We start from the raw sequence: 21216 nt of genomic DNA, 5'->3' as shown, positions 1-21216 counted from the left end.
GCCGCGCCCGGCTGATTACTTCTCCAGCCCTGCGGGCGGCCAGTTCTCGAGCTTCATGCCGAGGGTCAGGCCGCGCGAAGCCAGCACTTCCTTGATTTCGTTGAGCGACTTGCGACCCAGGTTCGGGGTCTTCAGCAGCTCGTTCTCGGTACGCTGGATCAGGTCGCCGATATAGTAGATGTTTTCGGCCTTCAGGCAGTTGGCCGAACGCACCGTCAGCTCCAGGTCGTCGACCGGGCGCAGCAGGATCGGATCGATCTGCGGCGTACGGCTCGAAGCGGCTTCCGCCGACGACTCGGTGCCTTCCAGCGCGGCGAACACCGACAGCTGGTCCACCAGGATGCGCGCCGATTGACGAATCGCTTCCTCGGGCGAGATCACGCCGTCGGTTTCGATGTTCATCACCAGCTTGTCCAGGTCGGTACGCTGTTCCACGCGAGCCGATTCGACTGCGTACGACACGCGGCGCACCGGCGAGAACGAAGCGTCCAGCACGATGCGGCCAATGACCTTGCCCGATTCGTCGCCGAACTTGCGCACGTTGCCCGGCACATAACCACGGCCTTGTTCGACCTTGATCTGCATATCGAGCTTGCCGCCGGCCGACAGGTGAGCGATCACATGGCCGGGGTTGATGATTTCGACGTCGTGCGGCAGCTCGATATCGGCTGCGGTCACAACGCCTTCGCCTTCCTTGCGCAGCGACACCGTGACTTCGTCGCGGTTGTGCAGCTTGAAGACCACACCCTTCAGATTGAGCAGCAGGTTGACTACGTCTTCCTGTACGCCATCGATGGTGGAATACTCATGGACCACCCCAGCGATCGTGACTTCGGTCGGGGCATAGCCGACCATCGACGACAGCAGCACGCGACGCAGGGCGTTACCGAGCGTATGGCCGTAGCCACGCTCGAACGGCTCCATCACGACTTTTGCGTGATGGTCGCCCAGCGGCTCTACGGCGATGATTTTAGGCTTGAGGAGTGCTGTTTGCATTAGGTTGTCCTTTTCAATACCCTCGGCTCGTTACACCGATAAGGCTGACGTATGGAACCTGAAAATCCCATCGCACGATGGGCAATAAGCCCGGCGCGCGGCAGCGCGTCGGGCTGAATGTGAAGCTTGACGGGAAACGCAAGCCCCTGACCGTTCGATGGTGTCGGACAGAATTCGTGTGATTAACGCGAATACAATTCGACGATCAGGCTTTCGTTGATGTCACCCGAGATATCGGCGCGATCCGGCACTTGCTTGAAGGTGCCTTCGAACTTCTTCGCGTCCACGGCAACCCATGCCGGGAAACCCGATTGCTCAGCCAGCGACAGCGCTTCGGCGATACGGACTTGCTTCTTCGACTGTTCGCGGATGGTGATGACGTCACCAGCCTTGACCTGTGCCGACGGCACGTTCAGGGCTTGACCGTTCAGCAGGATCGCCTTGTGCGACACCAGCTGGCGCGCTTCAGCGCGGGTCGAGCCGAAGCCCATGCGATACACGACGTTGTCCAGGCGCGATTCCAGCAGCTGCAGCAGCTTCTCGCCGGTGTTGCCCTTGCGGCGGTCGGCTTCGGCGAAGTAGCGGCGGAACTGGCGCTCGAGCACGCCGTAGATACGCTTGACCTTCTGCTTTTCGCGCAGTTGGTTGCCGTAGTCGGAGGTGCGTGCACCCGAGGTGCGGCCGTGCTGGCCCGGCTTGCTGTCCAGCTTGCACTTGTCTGCAAGCGAGCGGCGTGCGCTCTTCAGGAACAGGTCAGTACCTTCACGGCGGGAGAGTTTGGCCTTCGGGCCGATATAACGTGCCACTTTATCTTCCTTCCTGATCGATCGCGGCGCCTTTTTCGACGCGCCGCGAGTCCGCCTTCTCCATCCCTGGGGATGCATGAGTGGCGGACGGTGGGCTTATCCAGCGCGCTCCCGATGAGACTCCCATGGGAATCCCAGGCAGGCACGCGCAAAAGCATGTGTCTGATTGCTGCGCCCGTACGACGGACAAGAAATCAATCCATCAATCACCGGACGCAAAACGAAAACCTGCCGCAAGCATATGCAGCAGGTCAACGTGCGATACTACCATACCGGGCTGCGGGCGGGGAATCCCCGCTCGCAATCCGGTTATCACACCTGGCGCTTAGATGCGGCGGCGCTTCGGCGGACGGCAGCCGTTGTGCGGCACCGGCGTCACGTCTTCGATCACCGAGATCTTGATGCCCAGCGCGTTCAGCGCACGGACAGCCGATTCACGGCCAGGGCCGGGGCCCTTGATGCGCACGTCCAGGTTCTTGATACCCTGGTCTTGCGCCACGCGGCCGGCGTTCTCTGCAGCAACCTGGGCTGCGAAGGGCGTCGACTTGCGCGAACCCTTGAAGCCCTGGCCACCCGAGGTTGCCCATGCCAGGGCATTGCCCTGACGGTCGGTGATCGTGATGATGGTGTTGTTGAACGAAGCGTGGACGTGCGCAATGCCGTCGGCAACGTTCTTCTTGACCTTCTTACGCGCGCGCTGGGCGGCGTTATTCGGACCTTTTGCCATTAGTTTCTTCCTCTGCCTTCGGCTTTACTTCTTCAGAGCCACGCCGGCCTTACGCGGACCCTTGCGGGTACGGGCGTTGGTGCGGGTGCGCTGACCGCGCATCGGGAGACCCCTGCGGTGACGCACGCCACGATAACAACCAAGGTCCATGAGACGCTTGATGTTCATCGTGGTTTCACGACGCAGGTCACCCTCAACCGTGGCCTTGGCTACTTCGTCACGAAGCTTTTCCAGGTCGCCGTCGGTCAGGTCCTTGACCTTCTTGTCAAAGGGAACGCCGGTGGCCACGCAAATCTTGCGGGCGCGCGAGCGGCCGATACCGTAAATAGCCGTCAGGCCGATCTCGGTATGCTTGTGGTTCGGGATGTTAACCCCTGCGATACGTGCCATTCGTCAATCCTCTTTCCGATTAGCCTTGGCGTTGCTTGTGGCGGGGATCCGACGAGCAGATCACGCGCACGACACCGTTGCGCTTGATAACTTTGCAGTTGCGGCAAATGCGCTTAACAGAAGCCAGCACTTTCATGATTTTCCTCTTCCTTCAATTCCTGTTCGCTTCACTTCGTCCGAAAGACGATGCGCGCGCGTGACAGATCATATGGGGTCAGCTCAACCGTCACCCGATCACCCGGAAGAATCCGGATGTAGTTCATTCGCATCTTGCCGGAGATATGGCCCAACACTACATGGCCGTTTTCCAGTTTGACGCGGAACGTCGCGTTGGGAAGGTTTTCCAGGACCTCCCCCTGCATCTGGATGACGTCGTCTTTTGCCATACCTAGCCTGTACCGACCCGGCTTCAGCGCAAGGTCAGATTACCCTTGAAATTCGCCTTCTTCAGCAGGGACTCATATTGCTGCGACATGACATAGGACTGGACCTGGGCCATGAAGTCCATCGTGACGACCACGATGATCAGCAACGAGGTTCCGCCAAAATAGAACGGAACGTTCCAGCGCAGTACCAGGAATTCCGGCAACAGGCAGACCAGTGTGATGTAGATCGCACCAGCCAGCGTCAGACGGACAAGAATCTTGTCGATGTAGCGCGTCGTCTGCTCGCCCGGACGAATGCCCGGAATGAAGGCACCGCTTTTCTTCAGGTTGTCCGCCACTTCCCGGCTGTTGTACACCAGAGCCGTATAGAAGAAGCAGAAAAATATAATCGCAGCAGCGTACAGCAGGATGTAGACCGGCTGTCCCGGCGACAACGTCGCAGCCAGGTCCTTGACGAACCTGCCGACGGCGCTCGTCGAGTCAGAGGTGAACCAGCCCGCGATGGTCGCCGGGAACAGGATGATCGACGATGCGAAGATCGGCGGAATCACCCCTGCCATGTTCAGCTTCAGCGGCAGGTGCGACGATTGTCCGCCATACACCTTGTTGCCGACCTGACGCTTGGCATAGTTCACCAGGATCTTGCGCTGGCCACGCTCGACAAACACCACGGCAAAGGTAACGCCGGCGATGATTGCAACGATCAGGATCGATGCAATGATGCTCATGGAACCGGTGCGAACCAGTTCGAAGAGCCCGCCGATCGCATTGGGCAAGCCCGCCGCGATACCGCCGAAGATGATGATCGAGATGCCGTTGCCGAGACCCCGCTCGGTGATCTGCTCACCCAGCCACATCAGGAACATCGTGCCGGTCACCAGCGTAATCACTGCCGTAGCCCGGAACATCAGGCCCGGATCGATTACCAGGCCGGGCTGAGATTCCAGCGCGACTGCAATCGACAGCGCCTGGAAGGTGGCCAGAACCACCGTGCCGTAGCGCGTGTACTGCGTGATCTTGCGTTGACCCGCCTGCCCTTCCTTCTTCAACGACTCCAGCTGCGGCAGCACGATCGTCAGCAATTGCATGATGATCGACGCCGAGATGTACGGCATGATGCCGAGCGCGAAGACGGTAAAGCGCGACAGCGCACCGCCCGAGAACAGGTTGAACATCCCGAGGATGCCACCCGACTGACTCTGGAAAAGCTTCGCAAGCTGTTCCGGATCGATTCCCGGCACCGGAATATGCGCTCCGATGCGGTACACGATCAGGGCCAGCACCAGGAACATCAGCCGGCGCTTCAGGTCGCCGTACTTCGCCGTGTTCTTGGCTTGCGTGCTTGCATTGGGTTTCGCCGTGGCCAAACGATGCTCCGACTGTGACTCGCCTATGCTGCGAAATCTGCTGCTAAATTACGCCGCGATCTGACCGCCGGCGGCTTCGATCGCAGCCTTGGCGCCAGCGGTGGCACCCAGACCCTTGATCGTTACCTTGCGGGTCAGTTCGCCAGCCTTGATGACCTTGGCGCTCTTGACCAGCTCGGCCACCAGGCCAGCCTGCTTCAGAACGAGCAGATCCACTTCAGCCGCTTCCAGACGCTCGATGTCGCGCAGGGTCACCTCAGCGGTGAAGACCTTCGTCAGCGAGGTGAAGCCGCGCTTCGGCAGGCGACGATACAGCGGCATTTGACCGCCTTCGAAGCCGACCTTGTGGAAGCCGCCCGAACGCGACTTCTGACCCTTGTGACCGCGACCGGCAGTCTTGCCCAGGCCGGAGCCGATACCACGGCCGACGCGACGCTTTGCGTGCTTCGAACCGGCGGCCGGTTTCAGGTTGTTCAGTTGCATGTTGCTCTCCGTGTCTCGGGTATCAGGCCAGAACCTTGACCAGGTACGACACCTTGTTGATCATGCCGCGCACTGCGGGCGTGTCTTCCAGTTCCGACACCGAGTTGATGCGGCGCAGACCCAGGCCACGCACGGTGGCGCGATGATCCTCACGCGTGCCGATCAGGCCACGCACGAGTTGCACTTTTACGGTTTTTTGCTGCTGCGACATTTCGTCCGACTCCTTAACCGAGGATGTCTTCAACCGACTTGCCGCGCTTGGCGGCGATCTCGCCGGGCGTGCTCATCTTTTGAAGACCGTCCAGCGTGGCGCGAACCATGTTGTACGGATTGGTCGAGCCGTGCGACTTGGTGACGACGTTGGTCACGCCCATCACCTCGAAAATAGCGCGCATCGGGCCGCCGGCGATCACGCCGGTACCTTCCTTGGCCGGCATCATCAGCACCTTGGCGGCGCCGTGCTTGCCCACGACTTCGTGTTGCAGCGTGCCGTTCTTCAGCGAGACCTTGACCATCTTGCGACGGGCTTCGTCCATTGCCTTCTGAACTGCAACGGGCACTTCCTTGGCCTTGCCCTTGCCCATGCCGATGCGGCCATCGCCGTCACCAACCACGGTCAGCGCAGCGAAACCGAGAATCCGGCCGCCCTTCACCACCTTGGTGACGCGGTTGACCGAGATCATCTTCTCGCGGAGGCCGTCGTCGCGTTCGTCCTGCTGGACTTTTGCTTGCATTTTTGCCATGACGTATCTCTCTATGTGCGCTTAGAACTTAAGGCCGGCTTCGCGAGCTGCGTCAGCCAGTGCCTTCACGCGACCATGGAAGCGGAAGCCGCCGCGATCGAACGCAACGGTCTCCACGCCAGCAGCCTTCGCCTTTTCGGCGATGCGCTTGCCAATCAGGGTCGCGGCGGCGGCGGTAGCACCGCTGCCGGTCAGTTCCTTGCGCACTTCTGCCTCGGCGGTCGAAGCCGATGCCAGCACTTGCGTGCCGCACGGCGAGTAGACCTGGGCGTAAATATGCGAATTCGTACGGAACACGGTCAGACGATTGATCTTCATCTCCGCGATTTTGGCGCGGGTCTGACGTGCACGGCGCAAACGAGCGTCTTTCTTGTTCATCATTGCACCCCTTACTTCTTCTTGGTTTCCTTCAGGATGACGCGCTCGTCCGCATAACGAACACCCTTGCCCTTATAGGGCTCAGGCGGACGGTATGCGCGGACTTCCGCTGCAACCTGACCGACTTTCTGCTTGTCCGCACCCTTGATGATGATCTCGGTCTGCGTGGGCGTTGCCGCCGTCACGCCTTCCGGCATCGCATGGATCACGTCGTGCGAGAAACCAAGCTGGAGCTTCAGCGCAGTACCTTGCAGCTGGGCACGATAGCCCACGCCGACCAGGTTAAGCTTGCGCTCGAAACCGGTGGTCACACCCTTGACCATATTGGCCACCAGGGCGCGCATGGTGCCCTGCAGTGCGTTTGCTTCACGCGATTCATCAGCGGGGACGAAAGTCAGCGTGTCGTTTTCGACATTGACCTTGACCAGGCTGTGGATCGGCTGCGTCAGCGTGCCGAGCGGGCCCTTAACGGAGAGCACGCCAGCTGCCAGATTCACTTCTGCGCCTTTGGGCAGCGCGATGGGAGCCTTACCTACACGGGACATGGTTACTCCTTACGCGACGTAGCAAAGAACTTCGCCGCCCACGCCAGTGGCACGTGCCTTGCGATCGGTCATCAGACCCTGGGGGGTCGAGATGATTGCGACGCCGAGGCCGTTCATCACTTGGGGGATGTCGCTGCGGCCCTTGTACACGCGCAGACCAGGCTTCGAGACGCGCTCAATGCGCTCGATGACCGGACGGCCCGCGTAGTACTTCAGACCGATGCTCAGTTGTGCCTTGCCGCCTTCTTCTTTCACGGCATAGTCGTCGATGTAGCCTTCGTCCTTGAGGACCTTGGCGATTGCCACTTTCAGCTTCGACGACGGCATGACAACCGACGCTTTCTGCACGCCTTGGGCGTTGCGGATGCGCGTCAGCATATCGGCGATAGGATCGCTCATGCTCATACTGTTTCTCCTGTAGCCTGTGCGTAATTACCAGCTGGCTTTCGTCAGACCCGGAATTTCGCCACGGAAGGCGATCTCACGGATCTTGTTACGCGCCAGGCCAAACTTGCGGAAGGTACCGCGGGGACGACCGGTGATGGCGCAACGATTGCGCTGACGGGTCGGGTTCGCGTTGCGCGGGAGCTGTTGCAGCTCCAGACGTGCGCCATAACGCTCTTCTTCCGACTTTTCCTGGTCGTCGATAATGGCCTTGAGGGTTGCGCGCTTGTCGGCATACTTTGCCACGAGCTTGGCGCGCTTCTTCTCACGTTCAATCAGAGCCAATTTAGCCACGGTAACCCCTTAATTACGGAACGGGAACTTGAATGCTGCGAGGAGTGCCTTGGCTTCCTCGTCATTCTTCGCCGTCGTCGTGATGCTGATGTTCAGACCACGCAGTGCGTCGATCTTGTCGTACTCAATTTCGGGGAAAATGATCTGCTCTTTCACACCGATGTTGTAGTTGCCACGACCATCGAACGAGCGGCCCGACACACCACGGAAGTCACGCACGCGCGGCAGGGCCACGGTCACGAAACGGTCCAGGAATTCGAACATGCGCTCGCCGCGCAGCGTCACCATCGCGCCGATGGGATAGCCCTGGCGGATCTTGAAGCCGGCGATTGCCTTCTTGGCCTTGGTCACCACCGGCTTCTGGCCGGCGATCTTGGTCAGGTCGCCGACTGCCAGCTCAATGACCTTCTTGTCATTGATGGCTTCGCCAAGGCCCATGTTCAGGGTGATCTTGGTGATGCGCGGCACTTCCATGACCGACTTGAAGCCGAATTGTTCGATCAGCTTCGGTACAACCTGTTCTTTGTAAAACTCTTGCAGACGTGCAGTCATGCTCAACTCCTATCTGTGCCCAGAATCAAGCTGCCACGACGGCACCGGTGGTCTTCAGCACGCGCACACGCTTGCCGTCTTCCACCTTGATACCGACGCGTGACGGCTTGCCATTGGCATCCACGAGCGCAACGTTAGAAATATGCAGCGGCATGACCTTGTCGACGACGCCACCAGTGGTGCCCAGCATCGGGTTCGGACGTGCGTGCTTCTTGGCAACGTTGACGCCTTCCACCACGACCTTGTCGCCGAGCATGGCTTGCACGGTACCGCGCTTGCCCTTGTCTTTTCCGGTCAGGACGATGACTTCGTCGCCTTTACGAATCTTGTTCATGGCGGCTCCTTACAGCACTTCCGGCGCGAGCGACACGATCTTCATGAAGCGCTCGGTACGGAGTTCACGAGTCACCGGCCCGAAAATACGGGTGCCGATCGGCTCGAGCTTGGTGTTCAGCAGGACAGCGGCATTGCTGTCGAACTTGACGAGCGAACCATCAGCGCGACGCACGCCCTTGGCGGTACGCACGACGACGGCGTTGTAAATATCGCCCTTCTTCACGCGACCGCGCGGTGCTGCGTCTTTGACGGTCACCTTGATGATGTCGCCCACGCTCGCATAGCGGCGCTTGGACCCACCCAGCACTTTGATGCACAGAACTTCGCGCGCACCAGTGTTATCGGCCACTTCGAGCCGGCTTTCTGTCTGAATCATGGTGTTATCTTCCCAACTTAATCCACCGGGCAACGCCCGCCGGTCAGTCTTGGTCCCGTCGGCTTCCGGCTTTGCGCCAGCAACCGTTTGGGTTGATCAACTTTGAAGTCGGTAGTTACCAGGCGGCCTGAACATGGTTAATCAGGAGCCGCTCGGCCTAGGTTCGCTTCATCGACTCGCCGGGGTGATACAACTAAGGCGAATGCAACAAAGCGGAAGTCCAGGATTATAGCAACATAACCCTGGACTCGCAAGTCAACCGCAAACCTTGTGGTTTTTAGATGACGCGCGCAGCTTCGACCAGACGGGAAACCACCCAGGATTTGGTCCGCGACAGCGGACGCGTTTCCTGGATCTCGACCTTGTCGCCTTCCTTGTACTGGTTGGCTTCGTCGTGTGCGTGGTACTTCTTGGAACGCAGCACGTACTTGCCGTACAGAGGATGCTTGACGCGGTTTTCGATCAGGACCGTGACGGTCTTGTCCATCTTGTCGCTAACTACCCGGCCGACCAGCGTGCGGCGAAGCGACGATTCCGTTTGTGCAGTTTCAGTCATTTCGAGGTCGCCTTTTCGTTCAGCACGGTTTGCACCCGCGCGATGTCCTTGCGCACCTTCTTCAGCTGGCTGGTGTTCTGCAGCTGTTGGGTGGCCTTTTGCATGCGCAGGCTAAATTGGGCCTTCAGCAGCTCGGAGAGCTCCTGGTTCAGCCCGGCGGCATCTTTGCCGCGAAGTTCGGATGCTTTCATCCCTGCTCTCCTTACGTCCCGACCTGGCGCACCACGAAATTGGTGGCGATCGGCAGCTTGGCAGCTGCGAGGCGGAACGCCTCACGCGCCAGGTCTTCCGTCACGCCATCCATTTCGTACAGCATCTTGCCCGGCTGGATTTCTGCCACGTAGTATTCCGGATTACCCTTACCGTTACCCATACGGACTTCGGCGGGCTTCTTCGAGATCGGCTTGTCCGGGAAAATCCGGATCCAGATGCGGCCGCCACGCTTGATGTGACGGGTCATCGCACGACGTGCCGACTCGATCTGGCGAGCCGTCAGACGACCACGGCCCATTGCCTTCAGGCCGAATTCGCCGAAAGACACGGCGTTGCCACGGGTAGCCTTACCCGTGTTGCGGCCTTTCTGCTCCTTGCGGTATTTTCTGCGCTTAGGTTGCAGCATCGTTATTCTCCACTCTTCGCATCTGCGCCAGGCGCAGCGCGGCGACCGGCACCGGCGCCAGCACCACCGCGACGGTTGCCACCCGGACGGCCGCCTTCGCCTTCACGGCGGCGACCATCGGGACGACCCGGGCGACGACGACGCTCGTCTTGCGGCTCTTCCACCACCGGCGCGTCATTGCGGCCGAGGTGATCACCCTTGTAGACCCACACCTTGACACCGATGATGCCGTAGGTGGTTTCTGCTTCGGAGAAGCCGTAGTCGATGTCGGCGCGCAGGGTGTGCAGGGGCACACGACCTTCGCGATACCACTCGGTACGAGCGATTTCGATGCCGTTCAGACGACCGGCGCTCATGATCTTGATGCCCTGGGCACCGAGGCGCATCGCGTTCTGCATCGCGCGCTTCATGGCGCGGCGGAACATGATACGGCGCTCGAGCTGCTGGGTGATCGAGTCGGCGATCAGCTGCGCATCGGTTTCCGGCTTGCGGATTTCCTCGATGTTCACGTGCACGGGCACACCCATGCGGCGTTGCAGCTCGGCCTTGAGCAGTTCGATGTCCTCACCCTTCTTGCCGATCACCACGCCCGGACGCGAGCTATAGATGGTGAGACGTGCATTGCGGGCGGGGCGCTCGATCACGACGCGGCCAACCGAAGCGTTCTTGAGCTTCTTCTTCAGAAACTCGCGAACTTCGATGTCTTCTTTCAGCATGCCGGCGAACTTCGTGTTGTTGGCGTACCAACGCGAAGCCCAGTTACGGCTGACGGCCAGACGGAAGCCAGTCGGATGAATCTTCTGTCCCATCGTGACTCCTTAGTTGCCGAGCGTCACAGTAATGTGACAAGTTTGTTTCTCGATACGGTTGCCGCGGCCCTTTGCTCGTGCCGTGAAACGCTTGAGCGAGGTTGCCTTGTCGACGTAGATGGTCTTGACCTTCAGTTCGTCGATGTCGGCGCCTTCGTTGTGCTCGGCGTTGGCGATGGCCGATTCGACCACCTTCTTCACGATCCCGGCAGCCTTTTTCGGGCTGAACGTCAGGATGTTGAGCGCGCGCTCGATCGGCAGACCGCGGATCTGGTCAGCGACCAGGCGCGTTTTCTGGGCGGAGATGCGGGCACCGCGATGAATCGCTTTCACTTCCATGATGGCACCTTACCTCTTCGCTTTCTTGTCAGCCGCGTGACCCTTGAACGTACGCGTGAGCGCAAATTCGCCGAGCTTGTGGCCAACCATGTTTTCCGAAACGTACACCGGCACGTGTTGACGGCCGTTGTGCACGGCGATCGTCAGGCCGATGAATTCCGGCAGAATGGTCGAGCGACGCGACCAAGTCTTGATGGGCTTCTTGTCCTTGCCGCCTGAGGCCGCTTCCACCTTTTTCAGCAGGTGGGCGTCACAGAACGGACCCTTTTTTGCGGAACGTGTCATGTCTAGGCTCCTACCTACCGATTAACGCTTGTGGCGGCGCTGCACGATCATGCTGGCAGTGCGCTTGTTGCTGCGGGTACGGTAACCCTTGGCCGGGGTACCCCACGGCGAAACCGGGTCGCGACCAGCAGCGGTCTTGCCTTCACCACCACCGTGCGGGTGGTCCACCGGGTTCATCACTACGCCACGAACCGTCGGGCGGATACCGCGCCAACGGGTCGCGCCGGCCTTGCCGATAACGCGCAGGCTGTGCTCTTCGTTGCCAACTTCACCGATGGTGGCGCGGCATTCGATGTGAACGCGACGCACTTCACCGGAGCGCAGGCGAACCTGGGCGTAGATGCCTTCGCGAGCCAGCAGCACGGCGGAACCGCCTGCGGCGCGAGCGATCTGGGCGCCCTTGCCCGGCAGCATTTCCACGCAGTGGATGGTGGTACCAACCGGGATGTTGCGGATCGGCAGGTTGTTACCCGACTTGATCGCAGCTTCCGAGCCGTTCATCAGCGGCTGGCCAACTACCATGCCCTTGGTGGCGATGATGTAGCGGCGCTCGCCGTCGGCGAACAGCACCAGCGCGATATTGGCGCTGCGGTTCGGATCGTATTCCAGGCGCTCGACCTTGGCGGGGATGCCGTCCTTGTCGTTGCGCTTGAAGTCGACCACGCGATAGTGGTGCTTATGACCACCGCCCTTGTGGCGGGTGGTGATATGACCATTGTTGTTACGGCCCGACTTCTGGAATTGCTTTTCCAGCAGAGGAGCATGGGGCGCGCCCTTGTGCAGGTTGGGGTTAACAACCTTTACCATGGAGCGACGGCCCGGGGACGTCGGCTTGGTCTTGACGAGTGCCATGATTACTTGGCCTCCGCTTCAAAATTGATTTCCTGACCCGGCTTGAGCGAAACGTAAGCCTTCTTCACGTGGTTGCGACGCCCCATGAAGCGGCCAAAGCGCTTTTGCTTGCCCTTTTGGTTCAGGATCTGAACGGACTGCACCTCGACCTTGAACAGCAGTTCGACTGCCGCCTTCACGTCTGCCTTGTTGGCATCGCGAGCGACTTCGAACACGACTTGTTCGTTCTTGTCGGCGACCAGGGTTGCCTTTTCGGAAACCACCGGCGCGAGCAGCACCTGCATCAAACGATGATCGTTCTTGGCTACTTGCGTCATTTCAGCAACTCCTCGATCTGCGCGACGGCTGCCTTGGTCACCAGCACCTTCTTGTAGTGCACGAGCGACAGCGGGTCAGCCTGGCGCGGCTCGACAACTGCCACGTGCGGCAGGTTGCGCGAAGCCAGGTAGAGGTTTTCGTCGAGGCTGTCGGTGATGATCAGCACCGAGTCCAGGCCCATGGCCTTGAACTTGTCGGCCAAGAGCTTGGTCTTGGGCGCATCGACGGTGAAACCGTCCACCACGTTGATACGACCTTCACGTGCGAGCTGCGAGTAGATCGAGCGCATGCCGGCACGGAACATCTTCTTGTTGACCTTCTGGCTGAAGTTCTCTTCCGGCGAATTCGGGAAGATGCGGCCGCCCCCGCGCCACAGCGGCGAGGAAGACATACCGGCACGAGCGCGGCCCGTACCCTTCTGGCGCCAAGGCTTCTTGGTCGTGTGCTTGACCTCTTCACGGTCCTTCTGCTTACGGTTACCGCTGCGAGCGTTGGCCTGGTAAGCGACGACGACCTGGTGAACGAGGGCTTCGTTGTAGTCACGGCCGAAGACTTCGGGCGAAGCGTCAACGCCTGCGCCGATCTGGCCATTGTCCTGGAGGAGCTTGAGTTCCATTGATTCGCTCCTTAAGCTTTGGCTTTGGCCTTGACGGCCGGGGTAACGATAACCTTGCCGCCCTTGGAGCCGGGAATAGCGCCCTTGACCAGCAGCAGCTTGCGCTCTGCGTCGATCTTGGCGATTTCCAGGTTCTGGACGGTGCGGGTGACGTCACCCAGGTGGCCAGTCATGCGCTTGCCGGGGAACACACGGCCCGGATCCTGCGCCATACCGATGGAACCCGGCACGTTGTGCGAACGCGAGTTACCGTGGGTGGCACGACCCGAAGCGAAGTGGTGGCGCTTGATGGTACCGGCGTAGCCCTTACCGATGGTCACGCCCTGGACGTCGATCTTCTGACCGACTTCGAACAGGTCGACCGACAGCGAACCGCCAGCTTGCAGTTCGCCAGCCTTAGCGGCATCGATACGGAATTCGCGGATGATTTCGCCAGCTTCTACACCGGCTTTGGCGAGGTGACCCGCCAGCGGCTTGGTGACGCGGCTAGCGCGGCGTGCGCCGAAAGTGACTTGAACGGCGGTATAACCGTCGGTCTCGTCCGTCTTGATTTGCGTCACGCGGTTGTCGCCGACCTCGACCACGGTAACGGGAATCGAATCACCGTCGTCCGTGAAAATACGGGTCATGCCAACCTTGCGACCTACAAGGCCAAGGCTCATGGTTTGCTCCATTCCCAGCTGCGATTGGCCGGGGCTGATTGATACACGAAAACTGTGTTTGCAGTGCGGGGCTTGCGCTGAAGAAGACTGCGCGCGGCCAAACTGGCCAGCCCACTACCCATAGACAAATGGGTAGCCTTACACTATATCGAACTGGTTTGGAATTAGCAAGGATGGTTTGGGAAGTTGGGGGCTGCGGGGGCGGCAGGTGTTGTTTTGTGATGCTTACGCCTGGCGAAGCACCGCTGGAATGCGATTTCCGGGGAAGCCCCTGGCCTTGCCAAGCGCATTTGGATACCGCCTCAATCCTCCCTCCCGACCCGCACGAACTCCCCGCCAAAGAACACCAGCGGCTCCCCCTCCCCCACCTCGAATCCCTCCACCTCGCCAACGATCAGCAGGTGGTCCCCGGCCACGTCGGCCCGCTCCACCCGACAGGCCAGCGTGGCCAGCGCTTCCTCGAGGTACGGCACGCCGTGCCCGCACCGCCGGTGCGCGACACCGGCGAACTTATCCTCCGCAGGGGTGGCGAAGCGCCGGGCAAGCTCCCCATGCCCGGCCCGCAGGATGCTGACCCCGAAGCGCTTCCCCGGCACGAAATACCGTGCATTCGGCGAGTGCAGCGCCAGGCTCCACAGGATCAGCGGCGGCGCCAGCGACAGCGAGGCAAAGGAGTTGACGGTCAGCCCGATCAGCCGCCCCTGCGCCGCGCAGGCGCCAATGACTGCCACCCCGGTAGCATAGCGGCCGCAGGCCCGCCGCAGGGCCTTGGCATCGATCGCGGCATCCACGGCTTCCATATCAGGCTGCCTGCGGCAGATGCCGGTCTATCAGTTGCTGGCAGGCCACGGCATCGGCCCACCATGGGAAAAAATCCGGCGGATTGTCGAAGCCGTTGGCAATCCGCGCGGCCAGCGCGGGCGCCTGGCCGGCGGCGCCGAGCAGATTGAGGATATGGGGCGGCGGCGGCGTGAGCAGCGAATTGGTCCAGTTCACCACGTCGCCGGCGTACTGCCAGTAATGCGCAAAGGTCTGCTCCATCCAGGCCGCGTCGAAGGTGCGCTCACCTCGCGCGACGATGGCGTCCAGGTAGACCTTGCAGCATTTGGCGGCATTGTTGGAGCCCTGCCCCGTGATGGGATCGTTCACCACCACGGCGTCTGCCATGCCGAACACCAGCCGCCCCGAAGGCAAGGCCATCACCGGCTTGCGCACCGTCGGCGCAAAACGGCCGGCCAGTATGCCCTGCTCGTCGGTCAGCGTTACCTGTTCGCAGCGTTCAGCTTCCCAGGGCAGCCATGTGCGCAGGATGCGCAGGCTTTCGGCAAGGTGCTGCTCAGGCGTGCGGGCTTCGGCCCAGCGGTCCATCGGGCCGCCCGGCACCCCCTCGAACACCATGATCTCGCAAGGGCCGGACAGCGTCAGCGCGGGGAACACGAAATACTCGCCGATACCCGGAATCAGGTTGAAACAAACCCGCGAGTACGGACTGCGCGGTGTCATGCCATTCACATAGGTCAGGGCCAGGGCGCGCTGCGGCGCACTGAAAGGACTGCGCGTGGCATCGCGTTCGAAGCGGCCGACGATCTCGCCCTTGCCTGCCGCGAGCAGGACCAGGTCGTGCTCGCGCGCCAGGGCTTCCAGCTCCTCGACGCCGGCGTCGGCAATACGCAGATCGCCGCCACGCTGAACGAACGCCTCCATCCACGCCGGCATCTTGAGGCGCTGGTCGACCGCCTGTGCCGGGCGCTCCAGGGGCGCCGCCCAGTCGATCAGCTTCGCGCCGGGCTGCTCCGGATGCGGAATGGCCAGGCCGATCCCTTCCACGGGCGGGCATGCACCTTCCCACCAGTTCAAGTCCAGGTCGCGCTCGGTCTGCAGCGCGCGATCGAACATGCACTGGCTGGACATGACCTTGCCCGCCCGGACCTGATCCGGCGTGCGGTTGGTCAGCAGCGTCACCTGGTAACCCCTGGCCTGCAGGCCGAGGGCCATCTGAAGTCCGGACTGGCCGGCGCCCACAATGGCGATACGTTGGTTCATGGCAATCTCCTCCTTGAGGTGCTGCAACGGAAGTCGAAACCGGGCGGTGGCTGTCTCAGCCTGCCAGCCGCGGGATAGCGGGCACGTTGCGCTCGGGACCCATCGCCGAGTAGCCGCCGTCGACCGCATAGTCGGCGCCGGTGACGAAACTGGCATGGCTCGAACACAGGAACAGCACCACCTGGGCCACTTCGCCAGGCTGGCCGACGCGCCCCGGCAGGTGGAAATCCGCTGCCACGCGGTCGGTCCGCTCCCGGTTGCCGCCGCTGACCTCGTCCATCAGCCGGCACCAGGTCCAGCCGGGCGAGACCGAGTTGACGCGGATATGGTCCGGAGCAAGGTCCATCGCCATGCTGCGGGTAAGCTGCCGGATGGCGGCCTTGGAGGCCGGATAGAGCCAGCGCCCGGTCTGCGCCACATTGGCCGAGATGCTGGTGAAGTTGACGATCGCACCGCCGCCGCGCGCCCGCATCGCCGCGTGCACGGCCTGCGCCAGCATCACCCCGGAGACCACATTGACGTCCAGTGCCGCCAGCCAGTCGCGGCGGCCGGATTTGAAGCCGTCGTCGAGATAGGTGCAGGCGAGGTTGACCAGGAAGTCGACCCCGCCGAAGTGCCTTACCACGTGCGCCACGGCCGCCGCCACCTGGGCATCGTCCGTGATGTCGGTACGCACGAACAGGGCGCGCTCACCCAGCTCCGCGGCAACGCGCTCGCCGCCGGCGGCGTCGATATCGAGAATGGCCACCCGCGTGCCGGCCTCGACAAAGGCCTTGGCCACGCCCGCGCCGATCAGGGTGGCGCCACCGCTGACGATGGCTACTTTGTCCTGCAGTCCTTCCATGACGTTGTCTCCTGGTATCCGGGGCGCCGCCCGGACGCCTTGGGTGATCGCCCGGCGCCGATGGCGCAGGGGTGCCCGAGGCGCGTGCCGGGCACGCTCCTTTGCTTGGTTACGTCGAGTTGCCAGGGCGCGGACGCGCCCGGCCTACTTGCCTTCGCTATCCTTCCAGCGCGCCATCAGCGTGTTGGACGGCAGCGTTTCGTCGAGCAGCTTGCGGGCAGTCTCGACGCCGGCCACGGGCAGGCCGGCCGGGTCCAGTTTTCCGATCTGGACCAGCACGCTGGCCTGGTCCCAGTAGATATGCTCGTGATAGAGCTTGTCGCCACGGAACTTGACGATGGCGATCAACGGAATCTCCACACGCCTGCCGGTCGGTGGCACGCCTGGCAGCATCCAGTCGATCTCGCAGGTGTGCGTGAAACAGAACAGCAACTCGTCGACGATCTGGCTCGCCCCCACCGTGCGCGACAACGGGATCAGCGTGGTGTCGGGCGGATTGCTGTGGACGAAGTGGTTCTGGTAGAAGCGCCTGAGCTGGCGGTAGCCTACGCCGCCGGTCATGGTCGGGATATGGTTGACATAGGGCTCGGCCACCATGGTTGCCATGGTGGCGTCGACCTCACGGGTGGCGAATTCGTATTCGCAGTGCTTGTCCCAGAGGGCCGAGAAGTCGTAGTGCGGGCCCATCTCCGCGCGCAGCGCGGCAATCGAGCGCTGGTGCGCCATGAGTGCGGACGGGCGGTCGAAGTGCTCGCCGCCGGCGCGGGCAAACGCATGATCGACGCCAGCATAGACATACAGCTCGATGCCTTCCCTGCCGCCAAGGCTTGCCCGGATCTGCGCCTGAGCCTCCGGCGGGCAGAAGCCGTCGCGCTCGGCCACATGCAGCACCAGCCTTCCCTTGATGTTGGCTGCCTCATCCAGCGCGCGCTCGATGCCGACCCCGTAGTACGCTACCGCGCACGCCACGCCGTCCAGGCGGCATGCCGCCAGGTAGGCCAGCTTCCCGCCCAGGCAGAAGCCCAGGACGCCGGTCTGGCCGACGCATTCGGGGCGCGCGCGCAACGCTTCCAGCGCGCTGCCCACGTCGAGCACGCCCTGGCGCTCGTCGAAGCGCTGGTACAGGTCCAGCGCGCGCTGGAAATCTTCGCCGCGGTCGCCCAGCTCGATGCCGGGGGCCAGGCGCCAGAACAGGTCCGGCACCAGCACCGTGTAGCCTTCCTCGGCGTAATAATCCGCCACGGCGCGCATGGTGGCATTGACGCCGAAGATCTCCTGGCACAACACGATCCCGGGGCCCTTGCCCGCTGCGGGCGTGGCCAGGTAGGCGTTGAACGTGCCGCTGCCGTCGGTCGTATGGATCTGGATAGTCTGGCCCATGGCCTGCGCTCCTGTGTTTTTTGGGGGTGGGCTGCCGTGCTGGATTCCATCATGCGTGATACGCACCGCAGCAAACTAGCCGCCGCCTGCAGCGGCTATCCAATTAGTGCAGGAAAATGGCTAGCCGGACAAGGGACGCGAAGAACCGATCCACTATAGTGTTGTGAAGGATCCCGTCCGCATCCCGGCCGAGCCCGATGCCGCTGCGCTGCGGCACACGCCAGGCCTACGCGGATGCCACCCAAGGAACGGCGCGCCAATGACGCCGAGGAGCGAGACAATGCCGCAGCCCCCCGCGGCCACGGCCGCCGAGCCGCTGGCCGGCGCCCTGCTGAACGACCCCACCCGGCTGGTCTTCGCCTCGACCGACCAGGCCCGGACGCGGGCTGCGGTCGCCGCGGTGTTCAAGCCGCACAAGCTTACGATCGGCGGCACCACGCTGGCGGCGCGCATGCATCATGCGCCACTTGGAGCGGTATCGTTCAACCGGCTGGCTTATGGCGCCGAAGTGCAGATCGAGCCCGGGCCGCTCGACGACTTCCTGCTGGTGCAGATGCCTGTGGCCGGCCATGCGGAGATTCGTTGCGGCGAGCAGCAGATCCTGTCCGACCACGAGACCGCCTCGGTACTCACGCCCAGCGATGCAGTGCGCATGCGCTGGAGCCACGACAGCGACCAATTGATCGTGCGCATCGAACGCGGTGCACTGGAACGGATATGCGCGGCCTACCTTGGCCACCGGCCACAGCAGCCGCTGCGCTTCGAACTTGGGATGGCTTGGCGGCGCCTGGCAGCCTGGTACCAGCTGATGCACTACCTGACGGACACGCTGATGCTGGCACCCGATGCCGCGCGCCACCCGCTGACAGCCTGCCAGCTGGAGCAACTGGTTATCGGCACCCTGCTGACGGTGCAGCCGCACAGCCTCACCCAGGCGCTGCTGGTGCGCGGCAAACCCCTGGCGCCACGTCATGTGAAGCTGGTCGAGGAGTACATTCATGCACATGCCCACGCCCCGCTGACGCCAGCCGCGCTGGCCGAGGTGGCGGGCGTCAGCCTGCGAGGGCTGTATGCCGGCTTTCGCGAGCATCGCGGCATCAGCCCGATGGCCTACCTGCGCGCGGTCCGGCTGGAACGGGTACGCCACGATCTGCTGAACGACAGGGCCGTCGACTCTGTTACGGCGGCGGCCCTGCGCTGGGGCTTCAGCCATCTCGGGCGGTTCAGCATCGAGTATCGCAAGAGCTTCGGAGAGCCACCGGGGCAGACACTCCGGCGGCGCGGGCCGGCATAGGCGGCAAGCGAAGAGGAGAGAAGAGAAGAGGCACAAAAACAAAAATGGCGAACCGAAGTTCGCCGTTTTTGTTTGCGCAAAACCGCCTGGGGCGGTCTTGTGCTGAATACCTTACACCTTGATTTCGACGTCGACGCCGGCCGGCAGGTCGAGCTTCATCAGTGCGTCAACGGTCTTGTCGGTAGGATCGACGATGTCCATCAGGCGCTGGTGAGTACGGATCTCGAACTGATCACGGCTCGTCTTGTTGACGTGCGGCGAACGCAGGATGTCGAAGCGCTGGATACGGGTCGGCAGGGGCACCGGGCCCTTGACGATCGCGCCGGTGCGCTTGGCGGTATCCACGATTTCGGCTGCCGACTGGTCGATCAGGCGATAGTCGAAAGCCTTCAGGCGGATACGGATCTTCTGGTTCTGCATGATATTTCCTTTAAAGAGCGATGGGCGGCGAGCGCCCTGGAACAAGGGAACAGGCCGCCGGTATTGTACCGCCAGCCTGCTCCAGGAAGTTTGCTTAGTCGAGGATCTTTGCCACGACGCCGGCGCCGACGGTACGACCGCCTTCACGGATGGCGAAACGCAGGCCTTCTTCCATGGCGATCGGGGCGATCAGCTTGACGGTGATCGACACGTTGTCGCCGGGCATGACCATTTCCTTGTCCTTCGGCAGCTCGATCGAGCCGGTCACGTCGGTCGTACGGAAATAGAACTGCGGACGGTAGTTGTTGAAGAACGGGGTGTGACGGCCGCCTTCGTCCTTCGACAAGATGTAGACCTCGCCGGTGAAGTGCGTGTGCGGCTTGATCGAACCCGGCTTGCACAGCACTTGGCCGCGTTCGACGTCTTCGCGCTTCGTGCCGCGCAGCAGCAGACCCACGTTGTCGCCAGCCTGACCTTGGTCCAGCAGCTTGCGGAACATTTCCACGCCGGTGCAGATGGTCTTGACCGTCGGCTTGATACCAACGATTTCGATTTCTTCACCGACCTTGATGATGCCGCGCTCGATACGACCGGTCACAACCGTGCCACGGCCCGAGATCGAGAACACGTCTTCCACCGGCATCAGGAAGGTACCGTCGATGGCACGTTCCGGCGTCGGGATGTAGCTGTCCAGTGCGTCGGCCAGGGCTAGGATCGCCACTTCGCCCAGCTCGCCCTTGTCGCCTTCCAGTGCCAGCTTGGCCGAACCCTTGATGATCGGGGTGTCGTCGCCGGGGAATTCGTACTTCGACAGCAGCTCGCGCACTTCCATTTCGACCAGCTCGAGCAGCTCGGCGTCGTCGACCATGTCGCACTTGTTCAGGAACACGATGATGTAAGGCACGCCAACCTGGCGGGCCAGCAGGATGTGTTCGCGGGTCTGCGGCATCGGGCCGTCAGCGGCCGAGCACACCAGGATCGCGCCGTCCATCTGCGCTGCGCCCGTGATCATGTTCTTCACATAGTCAGCGTGGCCCGGGCAGTCAACGTGCGCGTAGTGGCGGTTAGCCGTTTCGTACTCGACGTGGGCGGTGTTGATGGTAATACCGCGTGCCTTTTCTTCCGGCGCTGCGTCGATTTCGTCGTACTTCTTGGCGGCACCGCCAAACTTCGCTGCCAGCACCGTGGCGATTGCGGCCGTCAGCGTGGTCTTGCCATGGTCAACGTGACCAATCGTGCCAACGTTCACGTGCGGCTTAGTCCGCTCGAACTTTTCCTTTGCCATTTTTCAGCTCCTAATCGAAACCAGTATGTCGTGTTCATATAGCCACCGCGCACAACGCGCGGCGGCGGATT

At 62.0% G+C, this 21216-nt stretch carries 34 protein-coding genes; 1 reads left to right on the top strand and 33 read right to left on the bottom strand.

Annotated features, from left to right (window positions below; genetic code table 11):
- Window positions 1-15: 15 nt before the first annotated feature.
- The 31 genes from AC3FOF_RS15500 to AC3FOF_RS15350 all read right to left on the bottom strand — a co-directional run bounded on the left by AC3FOF_RS15500 (window position 16) and on the right by AC3FOF_RS15350 (window position 18146).
- Window positions 16-996 carry a DNA-directed RNA polymerase subunit alpha gene (locus AC3FOF_RS15500; protein WP_017225222.1) on the bottom strand — a complete coding sequence of 327 codons (981 nt, stop codon included), beginning with the start codon at window positions 994-996 and terminating at the stop codon, window positions 16-18.
- Between the two features lie 182 nt (window positions 997-1178).
- Window positions 1179-1802 (bottom strand): 30S ribosomal protein S4, encoded by a 624-nt coding sequence (gene rpsD / locus AC3FOF_RS15495; protein ID WP_006160429.1) that lies wholly within the window; start codon window positions 1800-1802, stop codon window positions 1179-1181.
- A 325-nt stretch (window positions 1803-2127) separates the two neighbouring features.
- Complete coding sequence (gene rpsK, locus AC3FOF_RS15490; RefSeq protein ID WP_017225223.1) at window positions 2128-2529, bottom strand: 30S ribosomal protein S11; 402 nt, start codon at window positions 2527-2529, stop codon at window positions 2128-2130.
- Window positions 2530-2553: 24 nt separating this feature from the next.
- Window positions 2554-2919 carry a 30S ribosomal protein S13 gene (gene rpsM / locus AC3FOF_RS15485; RefSeq protein WP_006160431.1) on the bottom strand — a complete coding sequence of 122 codons (366 nt, stop codon included), beginning with the start codon at window positions 2917-2919 and terminating at the stop codon, window positions 2554-2556.
- 19 nt (window positions 2920-2938) lie between these two features.
- Window positions 2939-3055 (bottom strand): 50S ribosomal protein L36, encoded by a 117-nt coding sequence (rpmJ, locus tag AC3FOF_RS15480; protein ID WP_006160433.1) that lies wholly within the window; start codon window positions 3053-3055, stop codon window positions 2939-2941.
- A gap of 31 nt (window positions 3056-3086) precedes the next feature.
- Window positions 3087-3305 carry a translation initiation factor IF-1 gene (gene infA, locus AC3FOF_RS15475; RefSeq protein ID WP_006160436.1) on the bottom strand — a complete coding sequence of 73 codons (219 nt, stop codon included), beginning with the start codon at window positions 3303-3305 and terminating at the stop codon, window positions 3087-3089.
- A gap of 23 nt (window positions 3306-3328) precedes the next feature.
- Entirely contained in the window at window positions 3329-4672 is a 1344-nt protein-coding gene (secY, locus tag AC3FOF_RS15470; protein WP_017225224.1) for a preprotein translocase subunit SecY, read from the bottom strand.
- A gap of 48 nt (window positions 4673-4720) precedes the next feature.
- Complete coding sequence (gene rplO, locus AC3FOF_RS15465) at window positions 4721-5155, bottom strand: 50S ribosomal protein L15 (RefSeq protein ID WP_017225225.1); 435 nt, start codon at window positions 5153-5155, stop codon at window positions 4721-4723.
- Between the two features lie 22 nt (window positions 5156-5177).
- Complete coding sequence (gene rpmD, locus AC3FOF_RS15460) at window positions 5178-5366, bottom strand: 50S ribosomal protein L30 (protein WP_017225226.1); 189 nt, start codon at window positions 5364-5366, stop codon at window positions 5178-5180.
- Window positions 5367-5379: 13 nt separating this feature from the next.
- On the bottom strand, window positions 5380-5898 hold the full coding sequence (gene rpsE, locus AC3FOF_RS15455) for a 30S ribosomal protein S5 (protein WP_006160449.1): 519 nt from the start codon (window positions 5896-5898) through the stop codon (window positions 5380-5382).
- Between the two features lie 21 nt (window positions 5899-5919).
- Window positions 5920-6276 (bottom strand): 50S ribosomal protein L18, encoded by a 357-nt coding sequence (gene rplR, locus AC3FOF_RS15450; RefSeq protein WP_006160450.1) that lies wholly within the window; start codon window positions 6274-6276, stop codon window positions 5920-5922.
- A gap of 11 nt (window positions 6277-6287) precedes the next feature.
- Complete coding sequence (gene rplF, locus AC3FOF_RS15445) at window positions 6288-6821, bottom strand: 50S ribosomal protein L6 (protein WP_017225228.1); 534 nt, start codon at window positions 6819-6821, stop codon at window positions 6288-6290.
- 9 nt (window positions 6822-6830) lie between these two features.
- Window positions 6831-7226: a 30S ribosomal protein S8 gene (rpsH, locus tag AC3FOF_RS15440; RefSeq protein WP_017225229.1), complete on the bottom strand. Its 396-nt coding sequence runs from the start codon at window positions 7224-7226 to the stop codon at window positions 6831-6833.
- Between the two features lie 27 nt (window positions 7227-7253).
- Entirely contained in the window at window positions 7254-7559 is a 306-nt protein-coding gene (rpsN, locus tag AC3FOF_RS15435) for a 30S ribosomal protein S14 (RefSeq protein ID WP_035807814.1), read from the bottom strand.
- A gap of 9 nt (window positions 7560-7568) precedes the next feature.
- Window positions 7569-8111, bottom strand: a complete 543-nt coding sequence (gene rplE / locus AC3FOF_RS15430; protein ID WP_017225231.1) for a 50S ribosomal protein L5 — start codon at window positions 8109-8111, stop codon at window positions 7569-7571.
- Window positions 8112-8136: 25 nt separating this feature from the next.
- Complete coding sequence (gene rplX, locus AC3FOF_RS15425) at window positions 8137-8445, bottom strand: 50S ribosomal protein L24 (protein WP_017225232.1); 309 nt, start codon at window positions 8443-8445, stop codon at window positions 8137-8139.
- A gap of 9 nt (window positions 8446-8454) precedes the next feature.
- The gene (rplN, locus tag AC3FOF_RS15420; RefSeq protein WP_017225233.1) at window positions 8455-8823 is read right to left on the bottom strand and encodes a 50S ribosomal protein L14; all 369 of its coding nucleotides are present in this window, start codon (window positions 8821-8823) and stop codon (window positions 8455-8457) included.
- Between the two features lie 277 nt (window positions 8824-9100).
- Window positions 9101-9379: a 30S ribosomal protein S17 gene (rpsQ, locus tag AC3FOF_RS15415; RefSeq protein WP_006160462.1), complete on the bottom strand. Its 279-nt coding sequence runs from the start codon at window positions 9377-9379 to the stop codon at window positions 9101-9103.
- The gene (gene rpmC / locus AC3FOF_RS15410) at window positions 9376-9570 is read right to left on the bottom strand and encodes a 50S ribosomal protein L29 (protein ID WP_006160464.1); all 195 of its coding nucleotides are present in this window, start codon (window positions 9568-9570) and stop codon (window positions 9376-9378) included. The genes rpsQ and rpmC overlap by 4 nt, the downstream gene beginning before the upstream one ends.
- Window positions 9571-9581: 11 nt before the next feature.
- Window positions 9582-9998: a 50S ribosomal protein L16 gene (rplP, locus tag AC3FOF_RS15405; protein WP_013958242.1), complete on the bottom strand. Its 417-nt coding sequence runs from the start codon at window positions 9996-9998 to the stop codon at window positions 9582-9584.
- Between the two features lie 2 nt (window positions 9999-10000).
- On the bottom strand, window positions 10001-10807 hold the full coding sequence (gene rpsC, locus AC3FOF_RS15400) for a 30S ribosomal protein S3 (RefSeq protein ID WP_017225234.1): 807 nt from the start codon (window positions 10805-10807) through the stop codon (window positions 10001-10003).
- A gap of 9 nt (window positions 10808-10816) precedes the next feature.
- Complete coding sequence (gene rplV, locus AC3FOF_RS15395; protein ID WP_017225235.1) at window positions 10817-11146, bottom strand: 50S ribosomal protein L22; 330 nt, start codon at window positions 11144-11146, stop codon at window positions 10817-10819.
- Window positions 11147-11155: 9 nt separating this feature from the next.
- Window positions 11156-11431 carry a 30S ribosomal protein S19 gene (gene rpsS / locus AC3FOF_RS15390; protein ID WP_017225236.1) on the bottom strand — a complete coding sequence of 92 codons (276 nt, stop codon included), beginning with the start codon at window positions 11429-11431 and terminating at the stop codon, window positions 11156-11158.
- 21 nt (window positions 11432-11452) lie between these two features.
- Entirely contained in the window at window positions 11453-12283 is an 831-nt protein-coding gene (rplB, locus tag AC3FOF_RS15385; protein WP_017225237.1) for a 50S ribosomal protein L2, read from the bottom strand.
- 2 nt (window positions 12284-12285) lie between these two features.
- Window positions 12286-12600, bottom strand: a complete 315-nt coding sequence (gene rplW / locus AC3FOF_RS15380) for a 50S ribosomal protein L23 (protein WP_006160473.1) — start codon at window positions 12598-12600, stop codon at window positions 12286-12288.
- Window positions 12597-13217, bottom strand: coding sequence for a 50S ribosomal protein L4 (gene rplD / locus AC3FOF_RS15375; protein ID WP_017225238.1), 621 nt, complete (start codon window positions 13215-13217; stop codon window positions 12597-12599). The genes rplW and rplD overlap by 4 nt, the downstream gene beginning before the upstream one ends.
- Before the next feature lie 11 nt (window positions 13218-13228).
- On the bottom strand, window positions 13229-13879 hold the full coding sequence (gene rplC, locus AC3FOF_RS15370) for a 50S ribosomal protein L3 (protein WP_017225239.1): 651 nt from the start codon (window positions 13877-13879) through the stop codon (window positions 13229-13231).
- A gap of 302 nt (window positions 13880-14181) precedes the next feature.
- The gene (locus tag AC3FOF_RS15365) at window positions 14182-14679 is read right to left on the bottom strand and encodes a flavin reductase family protein (RefSeq protein WP_017225240.1); all 498 of its coding nucleotides are present in this window, start codon (window positions 14677-14679) and stop codon (window positions 14182-14184) included.
- Between the two features lies 1 nt (window position 14680).
- The gene (locus tag AC3FOF_RS15360) at window positions 14681-15922 is read right to left on the bottom strand and encodes a styrene monooxygenase/indole monooxygenase family protein (RefSeq protein WP_017225241.1); all 1242 of its coding nucleotides are present in this window, start codon (window positions 15920-15922) and stop codon (window positions 14681-14683) included.
- A 55-nt stretch (window positions 15923-15977) separates the two neighbouring features.
- Window positions 15978-16766 (bottom strand): SDR family oxidoreductase, encoded by a 789-nt coding sequence (locus AC3FOF_RS15355; protein ID WP_276263702.1) that lies wholly within the window; start codon window positions 16764-16766, stop codon window positions 15978-15980.
- A gap of 144 nt (window positions 16767-16910) precedes the next feature.
- Window positions 16911-18146: a dienelactone hydrolase family protein gene (locus AC3FOF_RS15350; protein WP_488727073.1), complete on the bottom strand. Its 1236-nt coding sequence runs from the start codon at window positions 18144-18146 to the stop codon at window positions 16911-16913.
- A gap of 280 nt (window positions 18147-18426) precedes the next feature.
- Here AC3FOF_RS15350 and AC3FOF_RS15345 point away from each other — a divergent pair, with 280 nt between their 5' ends.
- Window positions 18427-19440, top strand: coding sequence for an AraC family transcriptional regulator (locus AC3FOF_RS15345; RefSeq protein WP_488727072.1), 1014 nt, complete (start codon window positions 18427-18429; stop codon window positions 19438-19440).
- 111 nt (window positions 19441-19551) lie between these two features.
- On the opposite strand, the gene rpsJ is transcribed toward AC3FOF_RS15345, so the two are convergent.
- A complete protein-coding gene (gene rpsJ, locus AC3FOF_RS15340) occupies window positions 19552-19860 on the bottom strand; it encodes a 30S ribosomal protein S10 (RefSeq protein WP_006160488.1) in 309 nt (102 codons plus the stop codon).
- A 94-nt stretch (window positions 19861-19954) separates the two neighbouring features.
- Window positions 19955-21145, bottom strand: a complete 1191-nt coding sequence (gene tuf, locus AC3FOF_RS15335) for an elongation factor Tu (RefSeq protein ID WP_017224823.1) — start codon at window positions 21143-21145, stop codon at window positions 19955-19957.
- Window positions 21146-21216 lie beyond the last annotated feature (71 nt).

Source organism: Cupriavidus sp. 96C5-1 (genome assembly GCF_057798855.1).
This window is presented reverse-complemented; position numbering and strand designations above follow the sequence as displayed.

Coding starts and splice junctions, on each gene's coding strand:
- AC3FOF_RS15500 (WP_017225222.1), bottom strand. CDS start 996: ATGCAAACAGCACTCCTCAAGCCTAAAATCATCGCCGTAGAGCCGCTG.
- rpsK (WP_017225223.1), bottom strand. CDS start 2,529: ATGGCAAAAGGTCCGAATAACGCCGCCCAGCGCGCGCGTAAGAAGGTC.
- rpsM (WP_006160431.1), bottom strand. CDS start 2,919: ATGGCACGTATCGCAGGGGTTAACATCCCGAACCACAAGCATACCGAG.
- rpmJ (WP_006160433.1), bottom strand. CDS start 3,055: ATGAAAGTGCTGGCTTCTGTTAAGCGCATTTGCCGCAACTGCAAAGTT.
- infA (WP_006160436.1), bottom strand. CDS start 3,305: ATGGCAAAAGACGACGTCATCCAGATGCAGGGGGAGGTCCTGGAAAAC.
- rplO (WP_017225225.1), bottom strand. CDS start 5,155: ATGCAACTGAACAACCTGAAACCGGCCGCCGGTTCGAAGCACGCAAAG.
- rpmD (WP_017225226.1), bottom strand. CDS start 5,366: ATGTCGCAGCAGCAAAAAACCGTAAAAGTGCAACTCGTGCGTGGCCTG.
- rpsE (WP_006160449.1), bottom strand. CDS start 5,898: ATGGCAAAAATGCAAGCAAAAGTCCAGCAGGACGAACGCGACGACGGC.
- rplR (WP_006160450.1), bottom strand. CDS start 6,276: ATGAACAAGAAAGACGCTCGTTTGCGCCGTGCACGTCAGACCCGCGCC.
- rplF (WP_017225228.1), bottom strand. CDS start 6,821: ATGTCCCGTGTAGGTAAGGCTCCCATCGCGCTGCCCAAAGGCGCAGAA.
- rpsH (WP_017225229.1), bottom strand. CDS start 7,226: ATGAGCATGAGCGATCCTATCGCCGATATGCTGACGCGCATCCGCAAC.
- rplE (WP_017225231.1), bottom strand. CDS start 8,111: ATGACTGCACGTCTGCAAGAGTTTTACAAAGAACAGGTTGTACCGAAG.
- rplX (WP_017225232.1), bottom strand. CDS start 8,445: ATGAACAAGATTCGTAAAGGCGACGAAGTCATCGTCCTGACCGGAAAA.
- rplN (WP_017225233.1), bottom strand. CDS start 8,823: ATGATTCAGACAGAAAGCCGGCTCGAAGTGGCCGATAACACTGGTGCG.
- rpsQ (WP_006160462.1), bottom strand. CDS start 9,379: ATGACTGAAACTGCACAAACGGAATCGTCGCTTCGCCGCACGCTGGTC.
- rpmC (WP_006160464.1), bottom strand. CDS start 9,570: ATGAAAGCATCCGAACTTCGCGGCAAAGATGCCGCCGGGCTGAACCAG.
- rplP (WP_013958242.1), bottom strand. CDS start 9,998: ATGCTGCAACCTAAGCGCAGAAAATACCGCAAGGAGCAGAAAGGCCGC.
- rpsC (WP_017225234.1), bottom strand. CDS start 10,807: ATGGGACAGAAGATTCATCCGACTGGCTTCCGTCTGGCCGTCAGCCGT.
- rplV (WP_017225235.1), bottom strand. CDS start 11,146: ATGGAAGTGAAAGCGATTCATCGCGGTGCCCGCATCTCCGCCCAGAAA.
- rpsS (WP_017225236.1), bottom strand. CDS start 11,431: ATGACACGTTCCGCAAAAAAGGGTCCGTTCTGTGACGCCCACCTGCTG.
- rplB (WP_017225237.1), bottom strand. CDS start 12,283: ATGGCACTCGTCAAGACCAAGCCGACGTCCCCGGGCCGTCGCTCCATG.
- rplW (WP_006160473.1), bottom strand. CDS start 12,600: ATGACGCAAGTAGCCAAGAACGATCATCGTTTGATGCAGGTGCTGCTC.
- rplD (WP_017225238.1), bottom strand. CDS start 13,217: ATGGAACTCAAGCTCCTCCAGGACAATGGCCAGATCGGCGCAGGCGTT.
- rplC (WP_017225239.1), bottom strand. CDS start 13,879: ATGAGCCTTGGCCTTGTAGGTCGCAAGGTTGGCATGACCCGTATTTTC.
- AC3FOF_RS15365 (WP_017225240.1), bottom strand. CDS start 14,679: ATGGAAGCCGTGGATGCCGCGATCGATGCCAAGGCCCTGCGGCGGGCC.
- AC3FOF_RS15360 (WP_017225241.1), bottom strand. CDS start 15,922: ATGAACCAACGTATCGCCATTGTGGGCGCCGGCCAGTCCGGACTTCAG.
- AC3FOF_RS15355 (WP_276263702.1), bottom strand. CDS start 16,766: ATGGAAGGACTGCAGGACAAAGTAGCCATCGTCAGCGGTGGCGCCACC.
- AC3FOF_RS15350 (WP_488727073.1), bottom strand. CDS start 18,146: ATGGGCCAGACTATCCAGATCCATACGACCGACGGCAGCGGCACGTTC.
- AC3FOF_RS15345 (WP_488727072.1), top strand. CDS start 18,427: ATGCCGCAGCCCCCCGCGGCCACGGCCGCCGAGCCGCTGGCCGGCGCC.
- rpsJ (WP_006160488.1), bottom strand. CDS start 19,860: ATGCAGAACCAGAAGATCCGTATCCGCCTGAAGGCTTTCGACTATCGC.
- tuf (WP_017224823.1), bottom strand. CDS start 21,145: ATGGCAAAGGAAAAGTTCGAGCGGACTAAGCCGCACGTGAACGTTGGC.